The following is a 15,051-nucleotide window of genomic DNA, read 5'->3' as shown; positions in this document are numbered from 1 at the left end:
CGGCCTGAAGCGCTACCCGAGCCGGTCGCTCCGGACGGCCAGCCGGGACGGCAGCACCGCCTCCACCCGGAACCCGCCGTCCGCCTCCGGCCCGGACGAGAAGGTGCCGCCCAGCGCGATCACCCGCTCCCGCATCCCGACCAGCCCGTTGCCGCCGCTCGGCAGCTGCGCCGCGCCCCGCTCCCCGCCCGGGCAGGCGTTCACCACGCTCACCCGCACCCCGTTCGGCGCGTACGCCAGCAGCACCGACACCTGGGCGCCGCCCGCGTGCTTGTGGGCGTTGGTCAGCCCCTCCTGGACGACCCGGTAGGCGGTCTGCTCGGCGTCGCCGGTGAAGTCCTGCCGGCTGCCGCTGACCGTCAGCGTCACCGCCATCCCGGCCGCCCGGGACTGGTCGACCAGCCGGGGCAGCCCGGCCAGCGAGTCCGGCTCCGGCTGCCGCTCGTCGTCCATCCGCAGCACGCCGAGGATCTCGCGCAGCTCGTTGAGCGCCTGCCGGCCCACCTCGCCCATCAACTTGGCGCTCTGCGCGGCCTTCTCCGGGTCCTTGACGGCTATTCGCTCCAGCGCCCCGGCGTGCACCACCATCAGCGAGACCCGGTGCGCCACCACGTCGTGCATCTCCCGGGCGATCCGGGTGCGCTCCTCCAGCCGGGCCCGGCGGGCCCGCTCCTGGGCCTGCTCGGCCAGCAGGTCCAGTTCGGTCTCCAGGCCGTGCGCACGGTCCTTGAGCGACTCGATCAGCCGCCGCCGCGCCCCCACGTACAGGCCGGTCACCACCGGGGCGACGGTCAGGCCGACCGCCACCAGCAGCGAGAACAGGATCTGGATCCACAGCGGCGGCTGCTCCACCGACGAGTCGCCCGGCACGATCAGCGTCACGGCGATCACGGCCGCCGCCTCGGCGAAGGCCAGTCCGGACAGCGCCACCACGCGGCGGCGCCGGGAGGGCCACTCCCAGGTCTCCGCCAGCGTGTACAGCGACACCACCAGCAGCAGCACGCCCAGCATCCCGGGCGTCACCAGCAGCGTCGCCAGCACCGGTACGGCCGGCCAGCGCCGGCGCACCACCAGCGAACCGCCGGCCAGCGTGCCGAGCACCGCGATCCCGACCGCGCCCGCGAGGCTCACGTGGATCCGGGCGGACAGGAAGGCGATCGTACCGGCCGAGCACTCGACCGCGGCGAGCAGCGCAAGCCCGATGTCGAGGAGGGCGCTGCGCCGCCGCTTCCACCACCAGAACGACCGGACCGGCACGCGCTCCCCAGGCGACTTGCTCATGCCTGACAGGTTAAGCGGCAACCCCTTCCCTTCCCCACCGGGATTGCGGGGTACGCCGATCACGCCCGTCAAGTGGTCCAGACCACAGGCGGTCCTCGGCAGCCCTGTCCGCCATCCGGCCACCTCTCGGACAGCAAACGCCCCGACACCTATGCTGGTCGCGTCGGACAGCGCGGTCCGCACGCGTCACACCCGCCACACTGCGCGTGGACCTGTGACGATGAGCCGTTGCCGAACCCCACCACCACAGGGAGCCAGCCGTGACCGCTCCGGTCCCCAACCCGGCGGACAGCCCCACCGCCATCGCCGACAATGCCGCCCTGCGCGCGGACATCCGCCGCCTCGGCGACCTGCTCGGCGAGACGCTGGTCCGCCAGGAGGGCCCCCAGCTGCTGGGCCTGGTCGAACAGGTCCGCCTGCTCAGCCGCACCGACGGCGAGGCCACCGCCGAACTCCTCTCCGACATCGACCTGGACACCGCCGCCAAGCTGGTCCGCGCCTTCTCCACCTACTTCCACCTCGCCAACGTCACCGAGCAGGTGCACCGCGGCCGGGAGTTCGCCACCCGCCGCGCCCGTGAGGGCTCGCTGCTCGCGCAGACCGCCGACCAGCTCGCCGACGCGGACCCCAAGCACCTCGAGGACACCCTGGCCCACCTCGCGGTCCGCCCGGTCTTCACCGCCCACCCCACCGAGGCCGCCCGCCGCAGCGTGCTCAACAAGCTGCGCCGGATCGGCGAACTCCTCGACCGCATCCACCACGAGGAGCTCGCCTCCGGCCTGGCCGCCGCCGACCCGGCCCGCACCAGCAGCGCCAAGCGCTCGGCCGACCGCCGCCTCGCCGAGGTCATCGACCTGCTGTGGCAGACCGACGAGCTGCGCATCGCCCGCCCCGAGCCCACCGACGAGGCCCGCAACGCCGTCTACTACCTGGACGAGCTCTACCGCGAGGCCGTCCCCGAGGTCCTGGAGGAGCTGCACGAGGAGCTCGCCCGGGTCGGCCTGCGCCTGCCCGACGGCGTGCGCCCGCTCACCTTCGGCACCTGGATCGGCGGCGACCGCGACGGCAACCCCAACGTCACCCCGCAGGTCACCTGGGACGTCCTCAACCTCCAGCACGAGTACGGCATCAAGGACGCCCTGGACGCAATCGACGACCTGCGCAACACCCTCTCCACCTCCGAGCGGCTGGCCGGCGCCTCGGTCGAACTGCTCGCCTCGCTCAACACCGACCTGCACCGGCTCCCCGAACTCAGCCCCCGCTACAAGCGGATGAACGCCGAGGAGCCCTACCGCCTCAAGGCCACCTGCATCCGGCTCAAGCTGGAGAACACCCGCGAGCGCCTGGCCGGCGGCACCCCGCACGTCGAGGGCCGCGACTACGTCGGCACCCGCGAGCTGATCGCCGACCTGCGGCTGATCCAGGACTCACTGCGCGCCCACCGCGGCGAACTGATCGCCGACGGCCGCCTCGCCCGCGCCATCCGCACCATCGAGGCCTTCGGCCTCCAGCTCGCCACCATGGACGTGCGCGAGCACGCCGAGGCCCACCACCACGCCCTCGGCCAGCTCTTCGACCGGCTCGGCGAGGAGGCCTGGCGCTACGCCGACATGCCCCGCGAGTACCGGCAGAAGCTGCTCGCCAAGGAGCTGCGCTCGCGCCGCCCGCTCGCCCCCACCCCGGCCCCGCTGGACGCGGCCGGCACCAAGACCCTCGGCGTCTTCAACACCATCCGCGAGGGCTTCGAGCGCTTCGGCGACGAGATCGTCGAGAGCTACATCATCTCGATGTGCCAGGGCGCCGACGACGTCTTCGCCGCCACCGTGCTGGCCCGCGAGGCCGGCCTGATCGACCTGCACTCCGGGATCGCCAAGATCGGCATCGTGCCGCTGCTGGAGACCACCGACGAACTCCAGCAGGCCGACCGCATCCTGGACGAGATGCTCTCCGACCCCTCCTACCGGCTGCTCGTCTCGCTGCGCGGCGACCTCCAGGAGGTCATGCTCGGCTACTCCGACTCCTCCAAGTTCGGCGGCATCACCACCTCCCAGTGGGAGATCCACCGCGCCCAGCGCCGGCTGCGCGACGTCGCCCACCGCTACGGCATCCGGCTGCGCCTGTTCCACGGCCGAGGCGGCACCGTCGGCCGCGGCGGCGGCCCCTCGCACGAGGCCATCCTGGCCCAGCCCTGGGGCACCCTGGAGGGCGAGATCAAGGTCACCGAGCAGGGCGAGGTCATCTCCGACAAGTACCTGCTCCCCTCCCTCGCCCGGGAGAACCTGGAGCTGACCGTCTCCGCCACCCTCGCCGCCTCCGCGCTGCACACCTCCCCGCGCCAGGCCCCCGAGGAACTGGCCCGCTGGGACGCCGCGATGGACCGGGTCTCCGAGGCCGCCCACACCTGTTACCGCGCCCTGGTCGACCAGGAGGACCTGCCGAAGTACTTCTTCGCCTCCACCCCGGTCGACCAGCTCGCCTCGCTCCACCTGGGATCCCGCCCGTCCCGCCGCCCCGACTCCGGCGCCGGACTGGACGGCCTGCGGGCCATCCCCTGGGTGTTCGGCTGGACCCAGTCCCGCCAGATCGTCCCCGGCTGGTACGGCGTCGGCTCCGGCCTCGCCGCCGCCCGCGCGGCCGGTCTCGGTGACGTGCTGAACGAGATGTACGGCCAGTGGCACTTCTTCCGCAACTTCTTGTCCAACGTCGCCATGACGCTGGCCAAGACCGACCTGCGGATCGCCCGCCACTACGTCGAGCAGCTGGTGCCCGCCGAGCTGCGGCACATCTTCGACCAGATCGTCGCCGAGCACGAGCTCACCCTGCGCGAGGTGCTGCGGCTCACCGGCGAGAGTGAACTGCTGGAGCACAACCCGGTGCTGAAGCAGACCTTCACCGTCCGCGACGCCTACCTCGACCCGATCTCCTACCTCCAGGTCGCGCTGCTGCGCCGCCAGCGCGAGGAGGTCGCCGCCGGCCGCCACGAGGACCCGCTGCGCGCCCGCGCGCTGCTGCTCACCGTCAACGGCATCGCCGCCGGCCTGCGCAACACCGGCTGACCGCCGCCCGGGCACGCGTCGGGGCCGGTGCTCTCCACGAGCACCGGCCCCCACGCCGTTTCAGAGGCCGACCGAGACCAGGTTTCCGTACTGCCGGACGATCTCCGCCCGCGCGGTCTCCGCCTGCGGGGTGTGGACGATCACTCCCTTGCCGTCCAGGGCGATCTCCACCCACGCGATGTACACGCCCTTCGTCGCCGACCAGTCCCCGGCCTCGGCCCGGATCTCCTTGGCGAGGGTCAGCTGCGAGGGGTACGAGGGCGCGGCGACGAACCGCAGCTTCACCGTGGGCCACGGGGCCACGGCCTGCGACGCGGCGGCGTCCAGGCCCGTCGGGGCCGGGTTGCGCATCACGACCAGCGTGCCCTCGGCCGTGTCCAGGCAGGTCGCGAAGTAGTGGTCCCCGTACTCCTGCCGCGCCATCCGCTCGACCGCCCGGCCCGCCGCCACCAGGTCCGCCCCCGCCTGCTGGTCCGACGCCGGTGCCGAGGACGGGCCGCTCCGGCCGCAGCTCAGGACGGTCTTCACCCGCTCGTCGGTCTCGGCTCCCCGCGATGTTCTGCCCGGGGTCCCGGTCGGCGTCACGACCGCGGTCCCGGTCGGCGTCACGACCGGGGTTGCCGCCGGCCCGGCGCCCGAGGCCGCGTTCCCCCCGCCGCCCAGCTGCGTCAGCGCCCCCGCGCCGACCGCCAGCACCGCCACCGCCGTGACGGCCCGCACGACCCCCCGTCGCCGGGCCCGTCGGCGTCCCGCCTCGCGCAGCTCGGCCAGCGGCGGGCTGCCGCCGATCCCCGCCGCCCGGGCCCCGAGCCGGACGGACAGCTCCTCCTCGAACTCGTCCTCAGCCCTCACGCCCCACCAACTCCCTCGCCGGTTCCAGTTCCTGTCGAAGCGCCTTGAGCCCCCGCGCCAGGTGGGTCTTCGCCGTGGTCACCGAGCACCCCAGCTCCACCGCCACCTGGGCCACGGGCAGGTCCAGGTAGTAGCGCAGCACCACCGCCGCCCGCTGCCGCCGCGGCAGACCGGCCAGCGCCGCCGCCAACTGCCCGTCCCGCTCGGCCTCCTGGACCGCCGGCCCGTCCGGCAGGACGGATGTCAGCACCTCGCGTCTGGTCCGGCGCCACCGCGAGACGTGGGTGCGCACCATCGTCCGGCGGACGTAGCCCTCGGCCGCGCCGGGCTCCCGGATCGCCGACCGCTTCGGGTACACCCGTGCCAGGGCGTCGTGCAACAGGTCCCGGGCGTCGTGAACATCCCCGGTGATCAGGTACGCCCCCCGCAGGAGGGCCTGGTACCGCGCCGCGACGAACTCGTCGAACGGGTCGGATCCGGAACCCCCCGGGCGCATCGATTCGCGCTTCATACCCTCAGGACGCACCGGCCGCCGGAAACGGATGACAGGACGACGAGGGGCCGGTGCCCACTTCCGTGGACACCGGCCCCTCGCATCACGTTCCTACTCCGCGGGCTCCCCCGCGCGCCGGCGCTTCAACCACAGCGCCGCTCCGCCGGCCGCGACCACCAGGCCGCCGCCGACCGCCAGCAGTCCGGCGTCCGGGCCGACCGAGTCGCCCAGCACCGGACCGAACTGCGCCGCCGCGGGCTCCGGCGTGACCCCCGGATCCGGCTCGGCCACCGGATCGGCGTGCGCCACCGCACCGCTGGACAGCAGCATCCCCGCCGCTCCCAGCGCACCGGCGGTGCCCACCCGTCGTCCGAGCTGCTTCAGCCGAACCACCCGGAGCCGCCGAAGTCGGCGGACCGGACGCAATCTCCGCATCGAGAACTCCCCAGGACCCGTTCGCGTACCAGGCCGACGCTATCCGATCCCGCACAGGGTTCTCACATGGTTTCAGGTTTGGCGGGGCAAGCGTTGCACGACTGTTGTGTACCCGGCACACCGTGCACATGACGGACGGTCAGGAGTTGTACGTGCCCTGCGCCCGCTCCAGCCCCTCGGACAGCAGCGCCTCCACCGCGTCCGCCGAGCGGTCCACGAACCACTCCAGCTCCTTGCGCTCGGTCGAGGAGAAGTCCTTCAGGACGAAGTCCGCGACCTCCATCCGGCCCGGCGGGCGGCCGATCCCGCAGCGCACCCGGTGGTAGTCCGGCCCGAGCGACTTGGTGATCGACTTCAGCCCGTTGTGGCCGTTGTCCCCGCCGCCCAGCTTCAGCCGCAGCGCCGCGTAGTCGATGTCCAGCTCGTCGTGGACGGCGATCAGCGCCGAGGCCGGCACCTTGTAGAAGTCCCGCAGCGCCGTCACCGGCCCACCGGAGAGGTTCATGAAGGACATCGGCTTGGCCAGCACCACCCGCCTGCCCGCCAGCCGCCCCTCGGCCACCTGCGCCCGGCTCTTGTGCGCCTTGAACTTGGCGCCCATCCGCTGCGCCAGCAGGTCCACCACCATGAAGCCGATGTTGTGCCGGTTCCTGGCGTACTGCTCCCCGGGGTTGCCCAGCCCGACCACCAGCCAGGGGCCCTCGTAATCCTCGGCCATGCCTCTCTCCTTCGCGCTCGACTCCGCGCTCGACGTCATCATCCCGGACGCACCGCTGCCCCGGCCGCTCCAGGGGAGCGACCGGGGCAGCGGTCAAAAGCCGTGAAGGCTACGAGGCTCAGGCCTCGGCACCCTCGGCCTCGGCGGCCTCGTCCTCGACCGGGGCGGCCTGGGCGGCGATGACCTGCAGCACGACGGCGTCGGCGTCGACGGCCAGCGAGACGCCGGCCGGCAGGGCGATGTCCTTGGCGTGGACGGAGGCACCGGCCTCCAGGCCCTCGACGGAGACGGTGACGGCCTCGGGCAGGTGGGTGGCCTCGGCCTCGACCGGCAGGGCCTGCAGGACGTGCTCCAGCAGGTTGCCACCGGGGGCCAGCTCGCCCTCGGTGTGGACCGGAATCTCGACGGTGACCTTCTCGCCACGCTTGACCAGCAGCAGGTCGACGTGCTCGATGGTGCGCTTGATGGCCTCGCGCTGGACGGCCTTCGGCAGGACGTACTCGTCCTTGCCCTCGATCGGAACGACCAGCAGGGCGTTCGGGGTCTTGAGGGCCATCATCAGGTCGTGGCCGGGCAGGTTCAGGTGAACCGGGGCGTGGCCGTGGCCGTAGACGACACCGGGGACGAAGCCGGCGCGGCGGGCGCGACGGGCGGCACCCTTGCCGAACTCGGTACGGGTCTCAGCGGCAAGGCGGATCTCGGACACGACTGCACTCCTCGTGAAGACTGGCGCGGGGGTGCAGGCAACGCGAAAAACCGCCGGGACCACACCCTCAGTACGTTCGGGGGTCACTCGGCGGCAACGGCCTCTGCCGGCGGACGGAATCCGCTACCGGCAGCGCGTCGATCACGGTGTCGGCGCCCGTCGAGCAGGCACACGGCATCCCTCGCCGAGCAGTTTCACGAGTCTAACCGCACCGGCCCCCTCCCGCGAAATCGGCCCCCTCCCGGGGAAACGGCGGCGGCCCCGGACCGTGGATGGTCCGGGGCCGCCTGCGCGGGGCTTCGTCAGTGCACGCCCCCGAAGGTCAGTGCACGCCCTCGAAGGTCAGTGCACGCCCTCGAAGAGGCTGGTGACCGAGCCCTCCTCGAACACCTCGCGGATCGCGGCGGCGATCGACGGTGCGATGGACAGCGTGGTGATCTTGTCCAGCTGGAGCTCCGCCGGGGTGGGCAGCGTGTTGGTGAACACGAATTCGCTCACCCGCGAGTTCTTCAGCCGGTCCGCGGCCGGGCCGGAGAGCACACCGTGGGTGGCGGCCACCACGACGTCCGCGGCACCGTTGTCGAACAGCGCGTCGGCGGCGGCGCAGATCGTGCCCGCGGTGTCGATCATGTCGTCGACCAGGACGCAGACCCGGCCCTTGACGTCACCGACGACCTCGGCCGACAGGATGGTGTTGGCCTGGGTCATGTCGCGGCGCTTGTGGATGATCGCCAGCGGGGCGTCCAGCCGGTCGCACCACTGGTCGGCGACCTTGACCCGGCCGGCGTCCGGCGAGACGACGGTCAGCTTGGAGCGGTCCACCTTCCCGCCGATGTAGTCGGCCAGCAGCGGCAGCGCGAACAGGTGGTCCACCGGGCCGTCGAAGAAGCCCTGGATCTGCGCGGTGTGCAGGTCCACGGCCATCAGGCGGTCGGCGCCGGCCTGGCGCAGCAGGTCGGCGATCAGGCGGGCCGAGATCGGCTCGCGGCCCAGGTGCTTCTTGTCCTGGCGGGCGTAGCCGTAGAACGGCAGGATCGCGGTGATGCTCCGGGCGGAGGCCCGCTTCAGAGCATCGATCATGATCAGCTGCTCCATGATCCACTGGTTGATGGGAGCCGTGTGGCTCTGCATCACGAAGCAGTCCGCACCGCGGGCCGACTCCAGGAAGCGGACGTAGATCTCGCCGTTGGCGAAGTCCAGGGCCTTGGTCGGGACCAGCTCGCTCCCCAGCGCCTCGGCAACCTCCTTCGCCAGTTCCGGGTGGGCACGGCCGGAGAAGAGCTTGAGCTTCTTCTCACCCGACGTCGTGATCCCGCTCACTGCACCGTCTCCTCGCGTTGCGGACGCTGAATCCCTCTCCCGAGGAGGGCAGGCGCAGCCCGCACCCACGGGGGATCAGGGAATTGTCGGTACGCCTGGACACGGGCGGTAGGCCCAGTGGCGCACGTATGTCCCCAAGGTTACGCGCCCGCGCAGAAACCGTCCGCCCCGGGACCGTCCGGCCGGCCTCCGGCGCCCGGTCAGGCCTCCCCGGCGCCGTCCCCGGCGCCGTCCACCGCGGCCTTGGCGGCCTGCGCGGACACCGTCCCGGGGCGCTTGCGCTCGACCCAGCCCTCGATGTTGCGCTGCTGCGCGCGGTTCACGCCGAGTGCGCCGGGCGGAACGTCGGTGCTGATCACCGAGCCCGCGCCGGTGTAGGCGCCGTCACCAACGGTCACCGGGGCGATGAACATGTTGTCCGAGCCGGTGCGGCAGTGCGCGCCGATGACCGTGCGGTGCTTGTTGACCCCGTCGTAGTTCACGGTGACCGAGGCCGCGCCGACGTTGGTGCCCTCGCCGATCGTGGCGTCGCCGATGTAGGAGAGGTGCGGGACCTTGGCGCCCTCGCCCAGCTCGGAGTTCTTGACCTCGACGTAGGTGCCGACCTTCGCCTTGCGCGCCAGCTTGGCCCCCGGCCGCAGGTAGGCGTACGGGCCGGTGGCGGCCAGCTCGCCGATCTCGGCGCGGTCGGCCGTGGTGTTGCTCACCCGGGCGCCGGCGCCGACCAGGGTGTCCTTCAGGGTGGAGTTCGGGCCCACCTCGCAGCCCTCGCCCAGGTGGGTGGTGCCCTGCAGCTGGGTGTTCGGCAGCACGACGGCGTCCGGCTCGTACGTCACCTGGACGTCGACCCAGGTGGTGGCCGGGTCCACCACGGTGACGCCGGCGCGCATCGCCTGCTCCAGCAGGCGGTCGTTCAGCAGACGGCGGGCCTGCGCCAGCTGGACCCGGTCGTTGATGCCCAGGATGTCCCGGTGGTCCTCGGCGACCACGGCGCCGACCCGGTGCCCGGCCTTGCGCAGGATCTCCAGGGTGTCGGTCAGGTACTCCTCGCCCTGCGAGTTGTCCGTGGTGAGCTCGGCCAGCGCCTCGGTGAGCAGCTTGGCGTCGAAGGCGAAGACACCCGAGTTGATCTCGGCGATCGCGCGCTGGGTGTCGGTGGCGTCCCGCTCCTCGACGATCGCGGCGACCGTGCCGTCCTCGTCGCGCAGGATCCGGCCGTAGCCGAAGGGCTCGGGGACGACGGCGGTCAGCACCGTGACGCCGTTCTGCTGCGCCTCGTGCGACTTCGCCAGCCGGCGCAGGGTGTCCCCGGTCAGCAGCGGGGAGTCCCCGGCGGTGACGATCACCGTGCCGTCCAGCGTGACGCCGTCGGCGGCCAGCGCCTCCAGCGCGGTGCGCACCGCGTGGCCGGTGCCGTTCTGCTCCTCCTGCACGACCGGGCGCACGCCGGGGTAGTGCGCCGCCAGGTGCTCCTCGACCTGCTCGCGCTGGTGCCCGACGACCACGACGAGCTGTCCCGGCGTCAGCTCCCCGGCCGCCGACACCGCGTGACCCACCAGCGAGCGCCCGCACACCTCGTGCAGCACCTTGGGCAGCTTGTTCGACTTCATCCGGGTCCCGCCACCGGCGGCGAGCACGACAACGGCGGCAAGCGAATTGGCACCCATGCGGGGAGGCTCCTCATTAGGTTCACAGAGAGGGCAGAGCAGGCCAGAACGCGGGTCCGCACATGTGCTCTGGCAGTTCGAGGATAGTGCGGGGCAGCCGGCCGGAATGCCAGCGGCCCGGCCCGCGCATGCCCGCCCGCGGCCGTACTCAGTGCTCCCGGAGGAGGATTCGAACCCCCATAAGCTGGACCAAAACCAGCTGTCCTGCCCTTAGACGATCCGGGACCGGAGCGCCCGCCGCCGGAGCCCCGACGGCGCGCTGGGGCAAGACTACGGGGTAGCGCGCTTCACATCTACCACCTGTGCCGACCGTGCTGGCCCGTCCGATCCCGGCACGGCGGCGGTCCCGGGTTCATCCATCCAGTCGGGTGAATTCACCCGGGCGCCGCGCAGCGGTGTGTTCCCCTGGCCGCGGAGCGCAACCTACGATTCCGTAGGTTACGCCAACGTAGGTTTTGCCGTCCCGGTCCCGGGACGCCGCGAAGGGATGCCCATGACCATCCAGGCCGGCGAGGAGCGCGCGGGGGCCGCCGCGCTTCCCGATCCCTCCTCCGATCCCTCCGCCGACGCCGCGACCCGGCTGTCCGCCACCCGCGGCGGGGAGAAGCAGGGTCTCGCCGAGCGGATCGCACTCGCCCTCTTCATCCTCGTGCCGTTCGCCGCCCTGGTCGCCGCCGTACCGGTGGCCTGGGGGTGGGGACTCGGCTGGACGGACGCGGCGGTCACCGTCGCGATGTACTTCCTCACCTGTCACGGCATCACCGTCGGCTACCACCGCTACTTCACCCACGGCGCCTTCAAGGCCTCCCGCCCGATGCGGCTGGTCCTCGCGATCGCCGGCAGCCTGGCGGTCGAGGGCCCGCTGGTGCGCTGGGTGGCCGACCACCGCAAGCACCACCGGTTCAGCGACAAGGACGGCGACCCGCACTCGCCGTGGCGCTACGGCGAGAGCGTCCCGGCGCTGATCAAGGGCCTGTGGTGGGCGCACATGGGCTGGATGTTCGACGAGGAGCAGACCCCGCACCTCAAGTACGCGCCGGACCTGGTCGGTGACCCGGCCATGCGGCGGATCTCCCGGCTGTTCTGGCTCTGGACCACCATCTCACTGCTGCTGCCCGCCCTGGTCGGCGGTCTGGTGAGCCTCTCCTGGCAGGGCGCGCTGTCCGCCTTCTTCTGGGGTTCGCTGGTCCGGGTCGCGCTGCTGCACCACGTCACCTGGTCGATCAACTCGATCTGCCACGCGATCGGCCGGCGCCCGTTCCGCTCCCGGGACCGCTCCGGCAACGTCTGGTGGCTCGCGGTGCTCTCCTGCGGCGAGTCCTGGCACAACCTCCACCACGCCGACCCGACCTCGGCCCGGCACGGGGTGCTGCGCGGGCAGATCGACTCCTCGGCCCGGCTGATCCGCTGGTTCGAGCTGGCCGGCTGGGTCCGGGACGTCCGCTGGCCGGACCCGCAGCGGATCGCCGCCCGCCGCGCAGCATGAGGCGGCGCTTCCAGCATGATGTAGGGGTGAACGGGAGCAGCGCAGACAGCACAGGCGGTCACCAGAGCACGCGGACGGACGCGGCGCCCGGAACGGCGCCGGCCCGTCCGCGGGCCGCCGCTGCGGCGGGCGCGGCCCCCGACGGCGGCACCGAGGGCGCCGCGGAGGCGGTGCCCGGTACGGCGCCGGCGCCGCGCCGGCGGGGCGGCCGGGTCCGGATGACCGGCAAGCAACGCCGGGAGCAGCTGCTGGAGATCGGCCGAACGGTCTTCGCCGAGCGCGGCTACGACGGCACCTCGGTGGAGGAGATCGCCGAGCGCGCCGGCGTCTCCAAGCCCGTGGTGTACGAGCACTTCGGGGGCAAGGAGGGGCTCTACGCGGTGGTGGTGGACCGCGAGATGCAGCTGCTGCTGGACATGGTGACGGGGGCGCTCACCGGCGGGCACTCGCGCGAGCTGCTGGAGCAGGCGGCGTTCGCGCTGATGGACTACATCGACACCTCGACGGACGGCTTCCGGATCCTGGTCCGGGACTCGCCGGTGGCCCAGTCGACCGGCACCTTCGCCTCGCTGATCAGCGACATCGCGACCCAGGTCGAGGACATCCTCGGCCTGGAGTTCAAGTCCCGGGGCTTCGACGCCCGGCTGGCCCCGATGTACTCGCAGATGCTGGTCGGGATGGTCGCGCTGACCGGCCAGTGGTGGCTGGAGGTCCGCAAGCCGGACAAGGCGACGGTGGCGGCGCACCTGGTGAACCTGGCCTGGCACGGGCTGGAGGGCCTGGAGCGGCACCCGAGGCTGGTCGGCGACCGCAGGGCCTGATCCGCCACCGCCCCGTTCCACAGCTCCGTCCCGCCCTTACCGCCTCACTCTCGTCCGCCTCTGCCCCACTCCTGTCCGCTTCGGCCTTACCGCTTCGGCCTTACCGCTTCACCCCCACCGCGAAGATCCGCCGGAACGGGAAGACCGTCCCGTGCGGCCCGGCCGGGTAGGCCTCGCGCAGCAGCCGCCCGTACTCGGCGAGGAAGGCGGCCCGGTCGGCCTGGTCGGTGAGCCGGCCGAGCACCGGGCGCAGCGCGGTCCCCTTGACCCATTCCAGTACCGGGTCCGGCCCGGGCAGCAGGGTGCTGTAGGTGGTCTCCCAGACGTCGACGGCGCAGCCGGCCCCGGCGAGGGCGTCGAGGTACCGCCCCGGCGGGTGGACGCCGCTGCGGACGGCGTCGGCACCGAGGGTGTCGCGCCAGCGGGGGCTGCGGCGCAGTTCGGCGAGCAGGGTGTGGCTGGGGGCGTCGAAGTTGCCCGGCACCTGGAAGGCGAGGACCCCGCCGGGCCGAAGGGCGTCCGCCCAGCGCGCCAGCACCGCCAGGTGCCCGTCCACCCACTGGAGGGTCGCGTTGGAGGCGATCAGGTCGGGCCCGGCCGGGGCCGGGTCGTAGTCGCGGGCGTCGGCGAGCAGGTAGTCGGCGGTGGGCTCGCCCTCGGTGCGGGCGGTGGCCAGCATCGGGGCGGAGTTGTCGACTCCGGTGATCCGGGCCTGCGGCCAGCGTTCGCGCAGGACGGCGGTGGAGTTGCCGGGGCCGCAGCCGATGTCGAGGATCGTTGCGGCGGGCTCGTTCGGCAAGGCGGGGACGCGGGCGAGCAGGTCGCGCAGCGGGCGGGTACGTTCGTCGGCGAAGCGCAGGTACTGCGCCGGGTCCCAGACGGGGCTGGTCATGGTTCACCTCGCAGGTATCTCGATATCAAGATATCTCCCGCAGCCTCCCCCGCACATTTCTCGATGTCAAGAGACTTCACATCGACACATCCACCGATACACTGATCGCCATGGAGGACGAGGTCGACAGGCTGGTCGCAGCGTGGCGCCGGGAGCGCCCCGACCTCGACGTGGAGCCGCTGGAGGTGCTCAGCCGGGTCAGCCGGCTCGCCCGCCACCTCGACCGCGCCCGCCGCACCGCCTTCGCCGAGCACGGCCTGGAGCCCTGGGAGTTCGACGTCCTGACCGCCCTGCGGCGGGCCGGCTCCCCCTACCAGCTCTCCCCCGGACAGCTGCTCACCCAGACCCTGGTCACCTCCGGCACCATGACCAACCGGATCGACCGCCTCACCGGCAAGGGCCTGGTCAAGCGCCTGCCCGACCCGGACGACCGCCGCGGCGTGCTCGTCCGGCTCACCGACGACGGCCGCGACCGCGCCGACCAGGCGCTGGCCGGCCTGCTGACGCACGAGCGCGAACTGCTCGCCCAGCTCAGCTCCGGCCAGCAGGGCGAACTCGCCGCCCTGCTGCGGCTGCTGGTCGCACCGTTCGACAACATCCCGGGCTGAGCCCCCGGCCTCCGGCTACGGGGCCGAGGCGATGGACGGCGGCACGACCGGCTCCGCCGGACTGACCCCGGCCCGGCGGGCCACCGCGACGGCGGCCAGCGTGGAGTGCACCCCCAGCTTCCCCAGCACGTTCTGCATGTGGGTGCGGACGGTGTGCGGCGACAGGTAGAGCCGCTCCGCGACCGCCTGCCGGCCCAGGCCCGCCACCATGCAGCGCAGGATCTGCTTCTCCCTCGGCGTCAGGGTGTCGACCAGCCGCTCGCTCTCGGTGCGGTCCCGCCGGGCGGTGGTGAGCTCTCGGATCACCCCGGTGAGCAGCGCGGGCGGCAGGTGCGTCTCGTCCCGCAGCACTCCCCGGACCACCGCGAGCAGCCGGGCCAGCGAACTCTCCTTCGCCACCCAGCCGGTGGCGCCCGCGTGCAGCGCCCGGGCCGCGCGGTGCGGGTCGTCCACGGTGGCCAGCACCACCGCGCGCAGCCCCGGATGGGCCCGGCGGAGCCGGCCGAGCAGGGTGATGCCGTCCGGCTGCGGGGCGGCGGGCCTGAGCTGCTCTGCGCGGGCCTGGTCGGCGCGCAACTGGTCGGTACGGAGCTGGTCCGCGCGGGCCTGCTCGGCGCGCAGCTGCTCCGCGCGTACCTGCTCCGCGGAGCGGGCCACGGCCCCCGGGACGGCGGACACGGCGCCCGGCCGGCGCGGCGGCGGTACGGCCGACAGCG

The 15,051-nt window shown here is 72.8% G+C and carries 15 protein-coding genes and 1 tRNA gene; 5 read left to right on the top strand and 11 right to left on the bottom strand.

Annotation, left to right across the window (positions count from 1 at the left end; all coding sequences use genetic code 11):
- Positions 1-12: 12 nt before the first annotated feature.
- The gene (locus tag HS99_RS28495; RefSeq protein WP_030290667.1) at positions 13-1,281 is read right to left on the bottom strand and encodes a sensor histidine kinase; all 1,269 of its coding nucleotides are present in this window, start codon (positions 1,279-1,281) and stop codon (positions 13-15) included.
- A 260-nt stretch (positions 1,282-1,541) separates the two neighbouring features.
- Between HS99_RS28495 and ppc the strand changes: the two genes are divergently transcribed.
- Complete coding sequence (gene ppc / locus HS99_RS28490; RefSeq protein WP_030552302.1) at positions 1,542-4,337, top strand: phosphoenolpyruvate carboxylase; 2,796 nt, start codon at positions 1,542-1,544, stop codon at positions 4,335-4,337.
- Positions 4,338-4,397: 60 nt separating this feature from the next.
- On the opposite strand, the gene HS99_RS42795 is transcribed toward ppc, so the two are convergent.
- The 4 genes from HS99_RS42795 to pth all read right to left on the bottom strand — a co-directional run bounded on the left by HS99_RS42795 (position 4,398) and on the right by pth (position 6,835).
- Positions 4,398-5,189 carry a hypothetical protein gene (locus HS99_RS42795; protein ID WP_030290670.1) on the bottom strand — a complete coding sequence of 264 codons (792 nt, stop codon included), beginning with the start codon at positions 5,187-5,189 and terminating at the stop codon, positions 4,398-4,400.
- Positions 5,179-5,700, bottom strand: a complete 522-nt coding sequence (locus tag HS99_RS28480) for a SigE family RNA polymerase sigma factor (protein WP_078867751.1) — start codon at positions 5,698-5,700, stop codon at positions 5,179-5,181. Before HS99_RS28480 ends, HS99_RS42795 begins: the two co-directional genes overlap by 11 nt.
- A 93-nt stretch (positions 5,701-5,793) precedes the next feature.
- On the bottom strand, positions 5,794-6,117 hold the full coding sequence (locus HS99_RS28475) for a hypothetical protein (protein WP_141763841.1): 324 nt from the start codon (positions 6,115-6,117) through the stop codon (positions 5,794-5,796).
- Between the two features lie 139 nt (positions 6,118-6,256).
- Positions 6,257-6,835: an aminoacyl-tRNA hydrolase gene (gene pth / locus HS99_RS28470; RefSeq protein WP_030290675.1), complete on the bottom strand. Its 579-nt coding sequence runs from the start codon at positions 6,833-6,835 to the stop codon at positions 6,257-6,259.
- Between pth and HS99_RS47135 the strand changes: the two genes are divergently transcribed.
- Positions 6,834-6,941: an NAD-glutamate dehydrogenase gene (locus HS99_RS47135; protein ID WP_141763840.1), complete on the top strand. Its 108-nt coding sequence runs from the start codon at positions 6,834-6,836 to the stop codon at positions 6,939-6,941. The genes pth and HS99_RS47135 overlap by 2 nt on opposite strands.
- Before the next feature lie 12 nt (positions 6,942-6,953).
- Here the strand turns inward: HS99_RS47135 and HS99_RS28465 are convergent, their stop codons facing one another.
- From HS99_RS28465 to HS99_RS28450, 4 genes are all read right to left on the bottom strand, one after another.
- Positions 6,954-7,541 (bottom strand): 50S ribosomal protein L25/general stress protein Ctc, encoded by a 588-nt coding sequence (locus tag HS99_RS28465; protein WP_030290678.1) that lies wholly within the window; start codon positions 7,539-7,541, stop codon positions 6,954-6,956.
- A 342-nt stretch (positions 7,542-7,883) separates the two neighbouring features.
- On the bottom strand, positions 7,884-8,861 hold the full coding sequence (locus HS99_RS28460; RefSeq protein WP_030290680.1) for a ribose-phosphate diphosphokinase: 978 nt from the start codon (positions 8,859-8,861) through the stop codon (positions 7,884-7,886).
- Positions 8,862-9,061: 200 nt separating this feature from the next.
- Positions 9,062-10,528, bottom strand: coding sequence for a bifunctional UDP-N-acetylglucosamine diphosphorylase/glucosamine-1-phosphate N-acetyltransferase GlmU (gene glmU / locus HS99_RS28455; protein WP_030552304.1), 1,467 nt, complete (start codon positions 10,526-10,528; stop codon positions 9,062-9,064).
- Between the two features lie 154 nt (positions 10,529-10,682).
- Positions 10,683-10,753: transfer RNA gene (locus HS99_RS28450), tRNA-Gln, on the bottom strand.
- 268 nt (positions 10,754-11,021) lie between these two features.
- Between HS99_RS28450 and HS99_RS28445 the strand changes: the two genes are divergently transcribed.
- Both HS99_RS28445 and HS99_RS28440 read left to right on the top strand, forming a co-directional pair.
- Positions 11,022-12,014, top strand: a complete 993-nt coding sequence (locus HS99_RS28445) for an acyl-CoA desaturase (protein WP_030552306.1) — start codon at positions 11,022-11,024, stop codon at positions 12,012-12,014.
- A gap of 218 nt (positions 12,015-12,232) precedes the next feature.
- Positions 12,233-12,835 carry a TetR/AcrR family transcriptional regulator gene (locus HS99_RS28440; protein WP_223886267.1) on the top strand — a complete coding sequence of 201 codons (603 nt, stop codon included), beginning with the start codon at positions 12,233-12,235 and terminating at the stop codon, positions 12,833-12,835.
- A gap of 100 nt (positions 12,836-12,935) precedes the next feature.
- On the opposite strand, the gene HS99_RS28435 is transcribed toward HS99_RS28440, so the two are convergent.
- Positions 12,936-13,727, bottom strand: a complete 792-nt coding sequence (locus HS99_RS28435; protein WP_030290688.1) for a methyltransferase domain-containing protein — start codon at positions 13,725-13,727, stop codon at positions 12,936-12,938.
- Between the two features lie 110 nt (positions 13,728-13,837).
- Here HS99_RS28435 and HS99_RS28430 point away from each other — a divergent pair, with 110 nt between their 5' ends.
- On the top strand, positions 13,838-14,335 hold the full coding sequence (locus HS99_RS28430; RefSeq protein ID WP_030290689.1) for a MarR family winged helix-turn-helix transcriptional regulator: 498 nt from the start codon (positions 13,838-13,840) through the stop codon (positions 14,333-14,335).
- Positions 14,336-14,350: 15 nt separating this feature from the next.
- On the opposite strand, the gene HS99_RS28425 is transcribed toward HS99_RS28430, so the two are convergent.
- The gene (locus tag HS99_RS28425) at positions 14,351-15,049 is read right to left on the bottom strand and encodes a LuxR C-terminal-related transcriptional regulator (RefSeq protein ID WP_100041113.1); all 699 of its coding nucleotides are present in this window, start codon (positions 15,047-15,049) and stop codon (positions 14,351-14,353) included.
- Between the last annotated feature and the right edge of the window lie 2 nt (positions 15,050-15,051).

Origin of the sequence: Kitasatospora aureofaciens (assembly GCF_001188955.3) — a bacterium.
Lineage (GTDB): Bacteria > Actinomycetota > Actinomycetes > Streptomycetales > Streptomycetaceae > Kitasatospora > Kitasatospora aureofaciens.
The sequence above is the reverse complement of the archived record's forward strand: the minus strand, read 5'-3'. Positions and strand labels throughout refer to the sequence as shown.